Here is a 15,475-nt window from a genome sequence, read left to right as displayed (position 1 = left end):
TTTTTGGAAGCTTATAGCTTCATTTCCCATCCCGGTTCATATGAACGGCCCCATAGCTTTTGGGCATCGTTATCATTCAGAATATGGCCATTTTTCGAGTCAATTTCCAATGATCGGCCCATACGTTGAGCAATGTTTCCTAGCTGTACGAGCAAGGTACTCTTATGGCCCGAATCCATATCCGAATTCAGCGTTGTTCCATTTTTTATTGCCCCGAACATATTCTGAATATGGAGGGCATCCAATTTTTCTGCGGGATTCATTTTGTTCCGCGCATCGATTTTCATAGTGTTCTTTACCTCTTTTACAACCTTGCTCTGAAGGTCGAAAATTGTATAACTGTCCCCTCCGGGAATTAACATACTGCCGTTTTCCCCATAGAATAATACCCCCACGGAACTTCCCTCTATATTTTTTCCATTACAGCTTCGGCCTTCCCAGGACATGGTCATACCATTGTTGAAATCCAGATTTATAATTTGGGTGTCCGGTGTTTCCCAATCGTCCTTATATCGGTAGCGCCCCCCGTTGGAACTTACTTTTGACGGATAATCCACTTCCATGCCCCAGCGTAATAGATCGATCATATGTGTGCCATTGTTCAAAGCTTCTCCCGTACCCCAATGCCAATGCCAATGCCAATTGTAATGAATGAGGTTATCCTTGAAATTCTTTCTGGGTGCGGGGCCCTGCCACAATTCCCAATCCAACCATTCAGGCACTTCCGTTTCCTTACCTATTCCTATCGAGGGTCTATTATTGGAATACCAGCCTTTACCGAAATACACCCGGCCTATTGCCCCAGCTTTCAAGGCATTAATGCCTTCTATTACATTGGGCCATGAGCGACGCTGGTTGCCCATTTGTATAACCTTTCCATATTTTTCAGCGGCTTGGACCAAGATTTCACCCTCATTGGGGTTATGGCTACAGGGTTTTTCAACATACACGTGCTTGTCGGCCTGCATAGCCAAAAGAGAGGCCGGGGCATGCCAATGATCTGGAGCGGCAATAACCAGGGCATCGACATCCTTGTCCTCCAGGGATTTTCGAAAATCCCCAAAACCTTTTGCCTCAACGGTCTGTCTCTCTTTTAAGGCATCGATACATTTTGTAATGGCCCTTTGATCTACATCGCAGATATGGATTACATCACAATTATCTTGACTTGCAAAATTTTGGGCAAGGGCATTGCCACGGCTATTTACACCCATTACAGAAGCAAGAATCCTTTCGTTAGACCCCAAAATACGAGCATAGCTCTTAGCACTGAAATGGGGTAATATTCCACCAGCTACCAAGGCCATGGAGCTTTTTTTGATAAAATTTCTTCTTGGGTTTGTTTTGTTTTTCATACCTCTGGTTTTACCACAGTACAAGATATGATTTTGTTAGGTAAAGAAATGATAGGAATATTCTTTTATCCATTGGAATAACACAAAATCAATATTAAATAAGTTACTGCCTATTTTCAGCACTCCCAAAAAAAGCTTTATTTTTGCACTCTTGATAAATTGGCCTCGTAGCCTACCCGCCAAAGGAGGGCTCAAAGGATACCTGCCTGTCGGCAGACAGGGAATAGAAACCTGCCTGCGTGCCAATTTAGTAAAGCCCTATAGTTCAAGGGATAGAACAAAAGTTTCCTAAACTTTAGATCCAGGTTCGAGTCCTGGTAGGGCTACTACGGCAGGCAGGTTTCCTAAACCCCGCCTGAAAGACTACAGTCGGGCAGGTTTAGATGCAAGTTCGATTCTTGCCGGGGCTACAAAGTAGTGACGCAAAACATACGAAGTATGTAAAAGCGAAGCTTTTGGACCGTAGTTCATACTGAGCTTTGTCCAAGTGATTCTTGCCGAGGTTACTTTTAAAGATTTCAGGGGATTTCAATGACCTTAAAACTAATTGATTTTTAGTATTTTAAGGTTTTAGCTTTAAATTATATAATTTGAATCCATTTACTTGATTTCGCGAATCGTCAACATTTTTCATCTAATGTCTTCGTATCCTGAAATTAGTCATTTTTAACCTGTTAAATGAATGATTTATAAGTGATTTGACTTTCGTCCTAAACTAAGTTCAATTTAAAGACGAATATCATGCGCACTACTTCTACATTTTCTATCCTGTTCTGGTTATAAACAAAAAGAATTAAGTATAATGAAGCACCTTGATATGCCAGAATAATGGTAGATAGAAAAAAACTCAATATAAGCCTTAAAAGAAGAGTTGATACTCGACTTTGGAACCCTAAAAAACAGAGGGTCAAAGGGATTAGTGAAATACGTTCTGTTTATGGGACTATCGTATACCCCCAACGTTCCATGTTTGATTAGTAGTGAATATCTACTCACTAACTTTCCTGTTTGGTTTTGACCTTTGAAGTATGTTTATAGTCTAGTTTAATCAGTTAAGTTTCCAAACGGTATTGTTAGTTTGCGAAAAATTACTTCTTACCGTTCCCCCAATGGCAAACAGTTCTCCATTTAGATTGACCAGTGAACAAAAAATAGCCCGTATTGGCACCGAACCAATGGTTGTTGCCGACTCCCAATCTTCTCCGGTTGAAGATTCATAAAAAGTAGAACTGTTATTGGGACCATCCACCGGAGTAGTCATCAATAGAATGGTATCGTCCGTCACCACGGTTCTTACAGAGTTTATGCCCCGCTCCCGAATATTTGAAACAATAGGATCGGACCAGTTTGCTCCATCCATAGTTGTTCTGGTGCTGATTCCATCAATGTCGAAATCTGGATCGGGCTCTATGCCATATATCGTGCCATTCAAGCTTTCAACCTGAAAGCTATACTTGGTTTCAAATCCATGGTTCTCGATCTCTAAATCCCAATTAAGACCATCGATACTGCTATAGACATTACGCTCAGGAGAAAGATCTTCAATATTACCCGAAAAGCCGGCAATTCTGAATATCTTATCGCCCAAAACCGTAAATTTTGAGCTACTGTACTGAATAAACGGAGTTGTCTCTGTCTCTTCAACCCAGTTTATACCATCGTCGGAGCTGAAAATTTTTCGAGATAGAATTCCATTAAAGACACCTCCATAAATCCAAAGCTTGCCGTTAAAGACTATCAATTCGTGCCCATAGATGCCGCCAAAAGAAAAATTTCCTTCAGAAATCCAGTTTTCCCCATCAATACTGGACCAGATATCATCTAAAAGACCGTCAGCATCATCCCTTCCACCAATCACCCAGATTTTATTATCAAACACTTCAACCCCGGCAGCCTTTCTGGCACCGTATGCCGCAGTTTCCGTGATAAGCGTTGGTGATATTCGCTCTGTGGTAAAGGTTTGGGTTTCACTCTCTGCTACCAGTTCTCCGCCTTCATATGCCCCCACCTTCCAGTAGTATATTGTGGCCAAGTCAAGCGAATTCATATCCTCAATACTAAATTCGACCACTGAAAGGTCAGATGCCGTTTCATTTAAAGTAGTTTCGGAAGTTCCTAAAAACAAGGAATATGTTATAGCCGCCCCGCCTGAATACGCTTCCCAATCAAATTCAGGAGTTTTTGATACAGGCCGCTCATTGTTTGATGGATTGACGGTCATTAGGATATCTATGGTATCAATGATTTCTTCACCACTGCTACCGTCGTCATCACTGCTACAGGAGAGAAGCAACAAAGAAAAGCATACAATGGTTAATTTTATAAAGGATTTCATAGGGATTTATTTTTATTGTTCATTTCTAATTTCACAGGCTATGGGGTCGACGCTAGTATGCCAGGTCAAAGTGATCCATGACTTCGTAGTAGGTCATTTTGTTGAAATCGTTTCTTTCCCCTTCTCTTGCCGAAGTATTACTGGCAGGGATGATCACATATCTGAAATCAGTAAAAAGATCAAAAAAATCAGCAGTATCATCAACAGTTCTGGCAACAAATAAAATTTCTCCTAAGGTTTCAGGAAGCACGAAGAAATAGGTTTGATTATTGAGAACGACAGGAATAGGAACTACGAACTCGCCATCTCGTCCATAGACCAGCACGGTTCCGGAATTTAAAATTTCGCTTGTGAATGCTTCATCTGTAACCGTAAAGTTTGAAGCGCTGACGGCAATATCGACAAATTCCTCTGGGATCCAGGAAGAGGCAATAACGTTGGCATTTCCATCTTCACCTTGTTCTCCCTGTTCACCTTGAGGCCCTTGCGGTCCTGTTGCGCCATCCATGCCATCTTTGGCAGAACAGCCAATCAATAAAAATCCTAATAAAATGACCATTATGGTCTTTACAGATATTGTGGTTGTTTTCATAATGATAGGTTTGATTTTTATTTCATTTGTAGATTATTTTTTGGAGAAATGGGTGCTCTTGATGATTTTCTTTTTGTTTATAATTTTCAGCCTGTACTTTCCCTTTTCCAATTTGTTCACATTCAAAGAAATCTCAAAGCGGGGAACTTCATCCAGTATGCCTTCATACCTCTTTTTCTTCATGATGAGATGAAGTGTTTTAGATTAGTCCATTGGTAAGGTTTAATGATTTGATGGTATGCCAATCATCCAACTCGAAAGCAAACATAATGGTAAGCGGGGCGGAGGGCTATGAATTATGTATCAAAGCCTATGAGATATGTAACATGGTTGCAAAGCCTTGGCTTGAAAGGGTTTAAGAAGGTTCCTTTTTACTGAATTCAGTGGGGGAGGCCCCATAGGTCTCCCTAAAGCATTTTGTGAAGTAGGAGTGATCGTTAAATCCGACCTGATACCCGATTTCGGAGATGTTGACGTCGCTTTTTTGGAGCAAAGAGGCTGCCAATTTTAAACGTTGGCTGCGAATGAATTCCGTGGTTGTCTGTCCTGTGAGCGCCTTTAACTTTCTATGCAATTGCATTCTGCTCATGCCTAAAGCTTTTGCAAAAGCCTCTGTATTAAAATCAGATGCTACCAATTGGTTGTCCAATACATTTTGAAGGGATTCCAGAAAGCGTTGGTCATAGGAACCGATGGATATTTCCTTTGGGGTTAAAACGATCTCTTGGCTAAAACGTTTCTGTAGTTTTTTACGGCTTTCCAAGAGGTTTTCCACAGTTTGCCTTAAAATCTTATTGTTGAACGGCTTGGTGAGATAGGCATCGGCACCCGTTTCCAGTCCTTCCAGTCGATTTTCATCGCCCGCTTTGGCGGTGAGCATGATTATGAGAATGTGCGATGTGGCATCATCGGTCTTACAGTTTTCGGTCAATTTCAGTCCATCGCCCTTGGGCATCATCAAATCGGTTATAATAAGGTCGGGTATGTGCTTCAGCGCTTTTTGAAAACCGATGCTCCCGTTTTCGGCAGTAACAATATTGTATGCTGTATCAAAAATGGAGGAAACATAAGTGCGAAGATCCTCATTATCATCCACTATTAGTATGATGTCTTTGTCTTCATTACTTTCTATGGTAGATGTTTTGGCATTACCTGTACCTCCAATGATATTATCTTGATGTATTTCCTTTGTGGGAACTGGTTCTGGATGTGTTGCTTTTTCCTCGGTTTTGAAAGCAGCTTCATGTATTGGAAGTTGTATGTGAAAAGTGACGCTATTGGTATCGCTTTCTGCTTTAATGTTACCTTTGTGCAACCCCACCAATTCTTTGGTCAATGCCAGGCCAATACCGGTGCCTGTTTCATTTTTATGACTTCTGTGAAAGCGGTTGAATATTTCTTTGAGTTCTTCATCTGTGAGCGATATGCCAGTATTATGCACCGATAATGAAAGGATGCCCTGCCTTAGCCCGGCCCTAAATGTGATTTCGGCTTTTTCGGGACTATATTTTAGTGCGTTTCCCAAAAGATTGCTCACAATTTTTTGTAATATATCGGTATCATACCAATGGTAGTTTTCATCTATGGCGATTGCAATATTCAGTTGTTGGGATTTTTTTCTGGCACTGAACAGGAACGATTCTGCCTGCGATTTCAAAAAGGTCGACAACAACCCTTCGGAAACCTTCAGCTTGTAGAAACCCGATTCCAATTTTGATAGGTCGAGCAACTGGTCGACCAAAGTGGCCATTCGTTCCGTATTCTTTTTGGCGATGGCCAAATTTTTTTTATGTTCTTTACTTAGGTCAGAATTTTCCAGTTGTTGTTCCAATGGCCCCTGTATCAATGACAAAGGTGTACGCAATTCATGGGATACATTGGCAAAGAAGTTTGATTTGGCCTCATCCAACTCTTTTAGGCGCTTATTGGTTTTTTGGCGGTTTCGATACATCAAAAAAAGAAAAGTACCGCCCAGGAATGTAATGGCAAGCCCTCCCATCAATATATTGCGCTGGTTTCTTTTTTGTTGTTCGGCAAGTTCATTTTGTGATTTCAATAGCGCAATTTCTTGCTCTTTCTGTTCGGTTCGATACTTGGTTTCAAGTTCTCTTGTAATTTTCTCCTTATTGTTTTTAAGAACACTGTCTTGAATTGAAATGAACTGCTTTTGGTAGGAATACGCTTCTTGATAATTGCCCATTCCGGCATAAGACTGGGCAAGTCCATTAATTGAGCCCAAACTCCACTCATCGGTATATCTTGAATCTTCGTCCCCCAGTGTTTTTAGTGCCGTTTCAAATGCCAATCGGCTATCATAATACTTTTTTTCTTTTAAAAATGCCTTGCCTTGAACAAAATGAAATCTGGATTTTAATTCTTTGTAGGGTTGAATTTCCCGCATTGAATTTTCAACTTCTTCCATCAAGGATTTAGCGGCTTCCAGCTGATTTTGATTAATGTAGACACCTGAAAGTCTTAACAGGGCATCGGATTTGTTGACCAAATCGTTTGATTTTCTGTATCGCACTACCGCTTCACGAAGATTTTTTGTCTGGTTCAATGTGTCCCTTATTCCTTCAAAATAGTTGGCCCTAATTATGTAGGAGTAATTAATGCCTTCTTGGTCACCAAGAGATTCAAAAAGCTTTTTGCTTTTGTCGGAATACGTAAGTGATTTTGGATTATTCAGATTCACGTAGATCAAAGCAATGTTCTGATAAACCAAACCAAGGTTACGATCAGGATTGTCATATTTATTGTATAGTAAATCTATTTCTAGATATCTTTTTATAGCAAGGTCATATTTGTTTTGCCGGAAGAATTGATTGGCCAGAACAAGGGTCGACGAGGCTTTTAATTTCCAATCGTTTGCAGATTCGGCATGCTTTATGGCTTGTAAAATATATTCCTCGGCGTTCTTAAAATCATGATTGCTGACACTCAGAATTGATAGTTTCCTATACAGATCGGAAAGAAGGTGATAATCCTTTGTGTCATTGGCTATATCAGTGGCTTTTTCAACGTAGTACATTGAGCTATCAAGCTGACCACTATAGTAATAATATCTTGATACTGAATTATATACATTGCTTAACTTTTTTGAACTATTGTTTGTTCTGGTAGCTTCTGTAAGCAACTGATTCTTATAAAGTCCTGCGGAATCCAGGTTTTGAAATAAGTAATAGGAATACAGGTCATCCAATAATTTCAGTTTTTTATCTGAACCTTGAGGATTTGCCAATTCCTTCTTGATTGAGTCTATTTCTTTTTGACTTTGCCCCATAAGTATAGCGCACAATAATATGGCTATGCAAGTGGGGGAACTTTTCATCGCTAAATCAAATTTTATCAATCTTAGAGAATAAGTTAAATAAAAAAAACGAGGATTAAACCCTCGGTCTTTTTATTTGGTCGATAGAATTCCATATACTTTAACATTAGTCCCAGAAATCCTTCCTTTTCCAAAGCACTTTTATAAGTTGACAAAACTTCAAAAGACAGCTTTTGCAGAAAAATTGGTGTTTAACCCCAAGCACGTTTTGTAACTCTCCCTTTTCTCGGACTACGTTTTAGACGACTTTTGTTGTTCTTCCAAGCAAGCTTGCTTGGAAGAAAATTCTCTTTCATATCGTTCGGGAGTTATTCCCCCTAATGCTTCGTGAGGCCTTTCTTTGTTATAGTCCCTTGTCCATTTTCCAGTTAATATCCTTACTTGACCTATATCTTCAAGGATATATACATCAAGGATATCCTGTCGATAAGTCCGGTTAAACCTTTTCGCAAATCCATTCTGCATCGGCCTGCCTAGTTGCGATTTAAAATTAGACAAAAAATAAAGGAGTCATGACCTCCTTATTTTTTATTTGCACTTTATGGGATACTACTCATACAGAAGTATGTAAAAGTGCAGCTTTTGAACCGAAGTTCATACTGAGCTTTGTCGAAGTGATTCTTGGCGGGGCTACTTTTTAACATTTAAAAGGAGTCCCAGAAATATCAATATTAATTGATTTACAGTGTTTTGCGATTTGTGAACTCAAATGAATGGTTTCAAACAAGTTCATTTGAAATCAAAAAATCAACGCTTGTTTAAAGGAGATAGCACAATTAGCCAAAATCAAAAAGAACATTACTTTTTATATGGCTAGACATACATTTGCTACAACGGTTACCTAACTAATGGAGTTCCAATTGAAACCATTCTAAAATGCTTGGGTATAGAAAACCGACTGCCACTCAAATCTACGCTAAAGTACTAGAAAAAAAGTGTGCGATTGCTAAGAGAAAAATTGGAAAAGTCCTAAAAATCGTTCCTTTTTTAAAACAAGTTTGTTATTGGGATGACTTCAGAACAATCGAAGAACTTCAACATGGCAGGTCTAGTGCTATTATTTCCATTGGGATGTTATCATAAACTAAATATTCTTAAAGAGATTCCATTTAAACAGGTCCATTTTGCAAAGAACTTTTTCAAGATATCCAACATCACGCCCTATTATTCATTTGCCATTCTGTTCAAACAGCAAAGCACCATATAATGACTATCTTTAAATAAAGACAATTTCAATTTTTCAAGATTTTGGAAATAGGGTTCTTTTTTTATGAACACTTAGTCACTGACCTACTTGAAGAATAAGCCAAAACATGAAATTATACATTAAATACATGGTAAGTCAACGTTGCAAAATATTGGTAAGCCAAGAATTAAGAAAACTGGACTTGGATTATACGGCCTTAGATCTCGGAATGGTCCAAATTAACGGGGATATTACGCTAGAAAAGCGAACTTTGTTCGGGCAAAATCTTCTTAAGTCGGGACTCGAGCTCCTTGATGATACCAAGAATATCTTGATCGAGCGGATAAAGACGGCCATCATAGAAATGATTCATCATACTGACGAAATTCCAAAGACCAATTATTCCGGATATTTAAGTGAAAAACTGGGATATGACTACACCTACTTGTCGAACACATTTTCCGAAGTGAAAGGAACCACCATACAACACTATATCATCAATCATAAAATTGAAAAGGTAAAGGAGTTGTTGCTATATGACGAGCTCAATCTGACCGAGATTTCCCATAGGCTTCATTATAGTAGTCCATCCCATTTGTCAAATCAATTTAAAAAAGTCACTGGTCTCACACCTTCTTTTTTCAAAAAAATGAAGAAAAAAAGACAGCAAAATTTGGAGAACCTGTGATATATGTAAGGTTTACCCGTATTTGTATAGCAAAATCCCCTTGGTTCCGTCGCATCTTTGTTTTCTATTGTGATTTTAATCAATAATATTCAAAACACCGAACATATGGACTTATTTGAAAAGAACAATTTGGTTTACGGTATCCTAAAAAAAATAAGAGATACATTTAGACCAATATTTGATAGTGGAAACCCACGAACCGTAAGGGAGAATGAATTACGGAAAAACCTAAGACCGGATTTGATCAGAATCAAAAAATGACTTTGGCAATAGCAAATACATGGCCTGCACCATACTAGGGAAAGAGAATTAAATTTTGTTTATTGATAAGTGCTTTTAAATTATTTAGAGGCCCAAAAAAGAGCAGGAACTTAAAAACACTGCTCTTTTTTCGTTAAAAGGTAATAGGGCTAGTATTGCAATAACCATTGCTTTTGAGAAGCAAATTTATATCGAAAGTAACAATGTTAAATTATGTTACATGAGAAAATGTGCTATCTGGTTTGTACTTTTTTTAATAACGTTGGTGGTCGCTGTTTCAGTTCCATAAATCAATAAAAAATAAAACTATGTCGAGAGAAAAAGAAGGAAAACAGAAGTCAGGAAAAACTGCGCCCTCAAGAACCCCTAAAGAGAAGAAAGCCGCCAAAAAGGCAAAGCGGGATGCCAAAAATAGAGCTGAATAAAGGATAAAGGAAAACATCCCCATCTTAGACATTTAACCATGGCAAAAGGTGAATTTGAAGAATCCAAGAAGTTTAACCTGGTAGATGCACTAGAGTATATTTCTAATATGATAGTGGTAAAAAACATAATAGAAGAAAACCACTGTGTCGTACAGGCATTTGTATTCGATTATGGCAAAGCCCAATCTTTTGAAAAATCTCCTTTTGCACGCTTCATTCACATAATCGAGGGCAAAGCGGAAGTGGTAATCAATGACAACTCCACCTTTTTACAAAAGGGAGACTCGATAATTATACCAGGGCATTTCACCAGTTCAATTGAAGCAAATCATAAATTCAAGATGATCTGCGCCACTATAAAAACAGAATGAGCCGTCTGTTTTGATATTAAAACGCACCTAATAGAAAAAAATAAAATGGAGAATAGATTTAAAATAGGAGATGTCGTCTGTGCCAAGGTGAGGCCCTAGACGAAACTCTGAATACGATTATACGTATTTCTGTACCGTTCCAAATAATCTTTCCGCCAATGAACCTGTCCATTTCGACAGTAAGATAGAACCTTATAAAGGAAGCCTATCGAATATTAAAACTTAAAACGAACACTATGAGAGCAAACGCATTGGTTTATTGCGAAAATGAATTTGGGAGTATAGACGGTAAAGTGGCCAATGGACTTATTCGGCAATCGGAGACCTATGATATCGTTGGGATCATCGATAGTTCGAAGGCTGGTCAGGATGCAGGAGAATATCTTGATGGTGTAAAAAATGCCATTCCCATTTTCGAAAGTATAGCACTTGCCTTAGAGGAATTAAGCACTATCCCGGAATACTTTATCTATGGTATCGCCCCACTCGCTTCCTTTTTAAACGATGAACAAAAAGAAATTATTTTTACCGCTATGAAAAGTGGGATGAACATTGTTAATGGTCTTCCTGAGTTTTTTAGCGAGAATTCTCAATTTGCCCGTATGGCCCGTAATTATGGCGTAACTATACTGGATGTTAGAAAGCCCCCAAAACGTGAAAGCCTCCATAATTTTTCGGGACGTATTCAAGAGGTAAAGGTTCCGATAATTACGGTAATGGGCACTGATTGTGCGGTGGGTAAAAGAACTACGGCATTAATATTGGTGGAAGCATTACGGAATGAAGGTCTGAACGCCGTCTTTGTAACCACCGGTCAGACAGGCTTGCTCCAAGGCTCTAGATACGGAGTGGCCATAGATGTTTTAACATCAGGATTCGCCACCGGTGAGGTTGAAAACGCCATCCTAAATGCCTATGAGCAAGAACAACCCGATATCATTGTTGTTGAAGGACAGGGAGCATTAAGCCACCCTGCGTTTACTTCTTCAAGTGCCATTATTCGGGGGGCAATGCCCGATGCAATTATACTACAGCATCCCCCAAAGCGAAAAAGTTATTGTGACTATCCTAAAATTCCATTGTTGGACTTGGTAGACGAGATTGAAATGATTGAGGTATTCTCCAAATCAAAAGTTATAGCCATCACCATAAACCATGAAAACATGACCCAAGCAGAAGTGAGTCATGTAATAAATCAGTATGAATCAGAATATAATCTACCTGTTTCGGATGTCTTACTGCACGGATGTGATAAACTGGTAAAGGAGTTGGTCAAAACATTTCCAGAGTTAAAAAGAGAGTCGGTGTTGATTTGAACCTTCCCAGAATCGATATTGATTTAGCAAAGATTGCCCACAACGCCCGACAGTTGAAAAAACTGTATGGCGCTAAGGGCATTAATATAATTGGGGTGACCAAGGTAATCGGCGGCAATTCAATAATCGCTGATGTATTGGTTCAAAATGGTATTGAAATCCTTGCAGACTCTAGAATTGCGAATATTATAAAAATGCGTAGAGCAGGTATAAGGGGACAATACCTGTTACTCCGAACACCAGCACTCAGCCAGGTGCAAGAAGTGGTTATTCATGCTCACATAAGTCTAAACTCTGAATTGGAAGTTCTAAAAAAACTTTCGGAATATGCATTAAAGAACCATATCATACATAAGGTTGTTCTTATGGTGGAGCTTGGGGACTTACGGGAAGGGATCATGCCATCGGAAATGGATGCCATTGTAAAAGCGGTGCTGAAACTAAAAGGCCTGGCCTTGGTAGGTATAGGAACAAATCTCGCATGTTTTGGCGGAATAAGTCCTGATGCAGACAAAATGAACCAGTTGTCTTCAATAGCTATGTGTTTAGAAGAAAAATTCAAAATTACATTGGCAATGGTGTCCGGCGGAAACTCTGCAAATTACAAATGGTTTACGTCTTCAAAAGACGTGGGCAGAATAAATAGCTTACGATTGGGCGAATCTATTTTTTTAGGTAGGGAAGCACTTTGTAGAAAACCGATACCAGGACTTTTTACCGATATCTTTACTTTACTGGCTGAGGTTATCGAAGCAAAACGAAAACCATCACAACCCTATGGGGAAGTATATCAAAATGCGAATGGTGATACCCCTAAGTTTGAAAATAAAGGCTTGATGGATAGGGCCGTTTTAGCTATTGGAACGCAGGATGTCATTGTTTCAGGAATTACTCCAAAACAAAAAATAACTGTGCTGGGCGCCAGCAGTGATCACATGTTGATAGATAATACCGAAACAAGTTTGAAAGTGGGTGACACCGTAGCCTTCGACCTAAATTATAGTGCGCTATTAAGAACATTTAGCACCCCCTGCATTACAAAAAACATGATCAATCAATATGAATGTGCAAGCATACTGTGAAGCGGTCGAGGCAAAAGACCTTCAGCATAAACTTTTAGCCCCCTCCATTTGGATACGGGAAAATCATTCACCACTAGTGAGTTTGATGGACACGAATTTTAATTTGATGTTTGAACCATCAATTTTGGAAGATTATCAATACTTAACCCGGGAAGATATTATCGAAAAAATAGGCCGGATCAGCAAGACGTTGGACAAGCAGGATAAAACCCTGATTATTCGCTCTGCTTGGAGATCTTTTGAACATCAGCAACTTCTTTGGGAGACTACATTTGCTTCCTTTAAAAAAAAACATCCAGAAAAATCTGATGACAATATTAAACAGATCATTAGTTATTTCATCGCTCCCCCTACAAAGTCCATGCATATGACCGGCGGAGCTATAGACGCTTTGATTTATGATAGGATTCAAGATTGTGTGATGGATTTTGGTACCAACAACGGATTGGAGATTAATCTTTCAAAAAAATGCTATCCCTACTATCCAGATATTGGGCCTGAAGCGAAAAAAAATAGGGAACTGCTAATCGGTTTATTTGAAGACGAAGATTTTGTATGTGATTTGAAGGAATATTGGCATTTTGATTACGGCGATGTTGTTTGGGCCATTGAAAAAGAAAAGGAATATGCCATTTATGGCCCCACAATTTGGATGTATGAACCGACTGAATGAAAAGGAAGGGTTTGATTACTATCTGAGAAACCCCTGGATTGATTTCCCTCTTACAACCAAAAGACGTTGCTCGATAATAATTACTTCATAATACGAAACAAAAAAGAGGGCGAAAGCCCTCTTTAACATTCCTAGTCCCTAAGAAAACCGTATTAATTTTAAGGCAGTATGCCTACGGTTATTTTTCCAACTCTCATGACGGGACAATGGCCTTTCAATACCACTATTGCTGTCCTGAAATCCTTTCTTTATCTGCTTCATAATTCCTTCTCTATTAACTTACTTGTGATAGGCGTAATACACACCTTTATCTACACATATCTTAAGATGCAAAGATAGTTGAAACATAACACTATTAGGGTAAGTTTAACACGGTGCTATGACAGATAAAATGCGAGGTGCGGGCTATTTGATAGTATAAAATTTTGAAACCTCCCTCCTGCGGGTATTGTCCATTTAAGGTATGGATAGCGTATTGTGGCAAAACACCTTTAGAACGATTCATAATGGCTTAAAAGACAACTTGTTCATGGAACAGTTTTTCGCAAATGGCCAAAGGTCCCAGGCCCTCTTTTCCCCAAAAAACATTTTTTTAATAACGAAGAACCTTAAAATGAACAGAAAGCGGTCCAATGACATTGTATCCATCCCGGACCATGTGTGATTTATGTAAGATTTCTAGGAATTGGTATAACATGCTCGGGTATGGGAAATCCTATCTTTATAATTAAACCTAAATACTATGGATAATAACCCTATGGGTGAGCTAAAAAATATATTGAAAAAAGGGCAAAAGAGAAACCTGATCATTATTGCCGCATTGGTTGTATTGCTGTTTGCATTTAGACCATGGGTTCAAATTGGTGCAGGTGAGCGGGGAGTTGTCCAGAATTTTGGTGCCGTACAGGACAAAGTGCTAAATGAAGGAATCCACTTCAAAATACCGATAGTGCAAACCGTCATCCTAATGGACGTAAAAATTCAAAAGGCAATGACAGATGCGGCCTCTTCATCCTCCGACTTGCAGGATGTGGATTTATCCGTGGCACTTAACTATCACATCATACCTGATAAAGCAAATTTGGTTTATCAAACCATAGGTGTAGAATTCAAGGAGCGTATTATTGACCCCGCCATTCAGGAAGTAATGAAAGCAGTGTCCGCCAGGTATACAGCCGAGGAATTGATTACTAAGAGACCGGCTGTCAGTACCGAAATGCAACAAGCACTCACTTCAAGATTGCTCGCGTCCAACATATCGGTTGATGCTTTTTCGATTATCTCATTTAGTTTTTCCCAAACCTTTACAGATGCCATTGAAGCTAAGCAAACGGCTGAACAAAATGCATTGAAGGCAAAAAGAGACCTGGACAGGATAAAGGTCGAAGCTGAACAAACCATTGCTGCAGCAACAGCCGAAGCCGAGGCGTTACGATTACAAAAAATGAATATTTCACCAGACCTTATTGAACTAAGAAAGATAGAAGCAAACCTTAAGGCCATAGAAAAATGGAACGGGATTTTACCTGAGGTAACAGGTGCTGGGGCAATTCCTTTTATTGGAGTAGGTGATGCCATTAAAAACAAATGATGGGAATATCTCCGGATTTGAATACAGGATTCATAATTATGGTGTTATTGTTTACCCACCTTATTGTGGGTATCCTTCGAGGGCTGTATAGATATCAAATGATTGAAAAGTACCAAAACAATTATTATGGCGACCCTCCCATGGGTCTTTTGAGCAAACTAGCACACAATTGGTTGACTGGCACTTTCAACTCAACGACTTTTTTCCTTTCAGCTTCCTTGACCATTATGCTGTTTTTACTCATCAATGTATGAATTGATGAACAAGGC

General features: G+C 39.1%; 16 protein-coding genes, 1 tRNA gene and 1 pseudogene. 11 read left to right on the top strand and 7 right to left on the bottom strand.

The features are described from left to right. Positions 1–11: 11 nt before the first annotated feature. Positions 12–1,355 carry a Gfo/Idh/MocA family protein gene (locus D7Z94_RS01045; RefSeq protein WP_120709660.1) on the bottom strand — a complete coding sequence of 448 codons (1,344 nt, stop codon included), beginning with the start codon at positions 1,353–1,355 and terminating at the stop codon, positions 12–14. A 254-nt stretch (positions 1,356–1,609) separates the two neighbouring features. On the opposite strand from D7Z94_RS01045, the gene D7Z94_RS01035 reads away from it, so the two are divergent. Together D7Z94_RS01035 and D7Z94_RS26165 are read left to right on the top strand one after the other, a co-directional pair. After that, positions 1,610–1,681: transfer RNA gene (locus D7Z94_RS01035), tRNA-Arg, on the top strand. 502 nt (positions 1,682–2,183) lie between these two features. After that, positions 2,184–2,333, top strand: coding sequence for a hypothetical protein (locus tag D7Z94_RS26165; RefSeq protein ID WP_394347389.1), 150 nt, complete (start codon positions 2,184–2,186; stop codon positions 2,331–2,333). A gap of 70 nt (positions 2,334–2,403) precedes the next feature. Here D7Z94_RS26165 and D7Z94_RS01030 read toward each other — a convergent pair whose 3' ends face one another. The 5 genes from D7Z94_RS01030 to D7Z94_RS26160 form a co-directional block, all read right to left on the bottom strand. After that, the gene (locus tag D7Z94_RS01030) at positions 2,404–3,690 is read right to left on the bottom strand and encodes a Kelch repeat-containing protein (protein ID WP_120709658.1); all 1,287 of its coding nucleotides are present in this window, start codon (positions 3,688–3,690) and stop codon (positions 2,404–2,406) included. Positions 3,691–3,742: 52 nt separating this feature from the next. Then, entirely contained in the window at positions 3,743–4,282 is a 540-nt protein-coding gene (locus D7Z94_RS01025; protein ID WP_147415806.1) for a collagen-like protein, read from the bottom strand. Positions 4,283–4,315: 33 nt separating this feature from the next. Then, complete coding sequence (locus D7Z94_RS25580) at positions 4,316–4,465, bottom strand: hypothetical protein (protein ID WP_158594566.1); 150 nt, start codon at positions 4,463–4,465, stop codon at positions 4,316–4,318. A 172-nt stretch (positions 4,466–4,637) separates the two neighbouring features. Further along, a complete protein-coding gene (locus D7Z94_RS01015; RefSeq protein ID WP_120709655.1) occupies positions 4,638–7,613 on the bottom strand; it encodes a hybrid sensor histidine kinase/response regulator transcription factor in 2,976 nt (991 codons plus the stop codon). 231 nt (positions 7,614–7,844) lie between these two features. Beyond that, positions 7,845–8,111, bottom strand: coding sequence for an integrase core domain-containing protein (locus D7Z94_RS26160; protein WP_394347388.1), 267 nt, complete (start codon positions 8,109–8,111; stop codon positions 7,845–7,847). Positions 8,112–8,350: 239 nt separating this feature from the next. Here D7Z94_RS26160 and D7Z94_RS26155 point away from each other — a divergent pair. The 7 genes and pseudogenes from D7Z94_RS26155 to D7Z94_RS00975 all read left to right on the top strand — a co-directional run. Further along, positions 8,351–8,549, top strand: a pseudogene (locus D7Z94_RS26155) (tyrosine-type recombinase/integrase); the annotation flags it as partial. A 377-nt stretch (positions 8,550–8,926) separates the two neighbouring features. Then, positions 8,927–9,487, top strand: coding sequence for a helix-turn-helix domain-containing protein (locus D7Z94_RS01000; RefSeq protein WP_120709652.1), 561 nt, complete (start codon positions 8,927–8,929; stop codon positions 9,485–9,487). 105 nt (positions 9,488–9,592) lie between these two features. Then, the gene (locus D7Z94_RS25575; protein ID WP_158594565.1) at positions 9,593–9,748 is read left to right on the top strand and encodes a hypothetical protein; all 156 of its coding nucleotides are present in this window, start codon (positions 9,593–9,595) and stop codon (positions 9,746–9,748) included. A gap of 463 nt (positions 9,749–10,211) precedes the next feature. Then, the gene (locus D7Z94_RS00990) at positions 10,212–10,544 is read left to right on the top strand and encodes a cupin domain-containing protein (protein ID WP_120709650.1); all 333 of its coding nucleotides are present in this window, start codon (positions 10,212–10,214) and stop codon (positions 10,542–10,544) included. 236 nt (positions 10,545–10,780) lie between these two features. Continuing rightward, a complete protein-coding gene (locus D7Z94_RS00985) occupies positions 10,781–11,860 on the top strand; it encodes a DUF1611 domain-containing protein (protein ID WP_120709649.1) in 1,080 nt (359 codons plus the stop codon). Beyond that, the gene (locus D7Z94_RS00980) at positions 11,857–12,942 is read left to right on the top strand and encodes an alanine/ornithine racemase family PLP-dependent enzyme (protein ID WP_262696920.1); all 1,086 of its coding nucleotides are present in this window, start codon (positions 11,857–11,859) and stop codon (positions 12,940–12,942) included. The genes D7Z94_RS00985 and D7Z94_RS00980 overlap by 4 nt, the downstream gene beginning before the upstream one ends. Then, a complete protein-coding gene (locus D7Z94_RS00975; protein WP_120709647.1) occupies positions 12,920–13,615 on the top strand; it encodes a M15 family metallopeptidase in 696 nt (231 codons plus the stop codon). Before D7Z94_RS00980 ends, D7Z94_RS00975 begins: the two co-directional genes overlap by 23 nt. A gap of 138 nt (positions 13,616–13,753) precedes the next feature. Here D7Z94_RS00975 and D7Z94_RS26060 read toward each other — a convergent pair whose 3' ends face one another. Further along, entirely contained in the window at positions 13,754–13,876 is a 123-nt protein-coding gene (locus D7Z94_RS26060; protein ID WP_262696919.1) for a hypothetical protein, read from the bottom strand. 481 nt (positions 13,877–14,357) lie between these two features. Between D7Z94_RS26060 and D7Z94_RS00965 the strand changes: the two genes are divergently transcribed. Both D7Z94_RS00965 and D7Z94_RS00960 read left to right on the top strand, forming a co-directional pair. Then, positions 14,358–15,206, top strand: a complete 849-nt coding sequence (locus D7Z94_RS00965; protein ID WP_120709645.1) for a prohibitin family protein — start codon at positions 14,358–14,360, stop codon at positions 15,204–15,206. After that, positions 15,203–15,460, top strand: coding sequence for a hypothetical protein (locus D7Z94_RS00960; RefSeq protein ID WP_120709644.1), 258 nt, complete (start codon positions 15,203–15,205; stop codon positions 15,458–15,460). The genes D7Z94_RS00965 and D7Z94_RS00960 overlap by 4 nt, the downstream gene beginning before the upstream one ends. The last annotated feature ends 15 nt before the right edge of the window (positions 15,461–15,475 follow it).

The sequence above is a fragment of the Ulvibacterium marinum genome (genome assembly GCF_003626755.1).
In the GTDB taxonomy this organism is placed as follows: Bacteria; Bacteroidota; Bacteroidia; order Flavobacteriales; family Flavobacteriaceae; genus Ulvibacterium; species Ulvibacterium marinum.
This window is presented reverse-complemented; position numbering and strand designations above follow the sequence as displayed.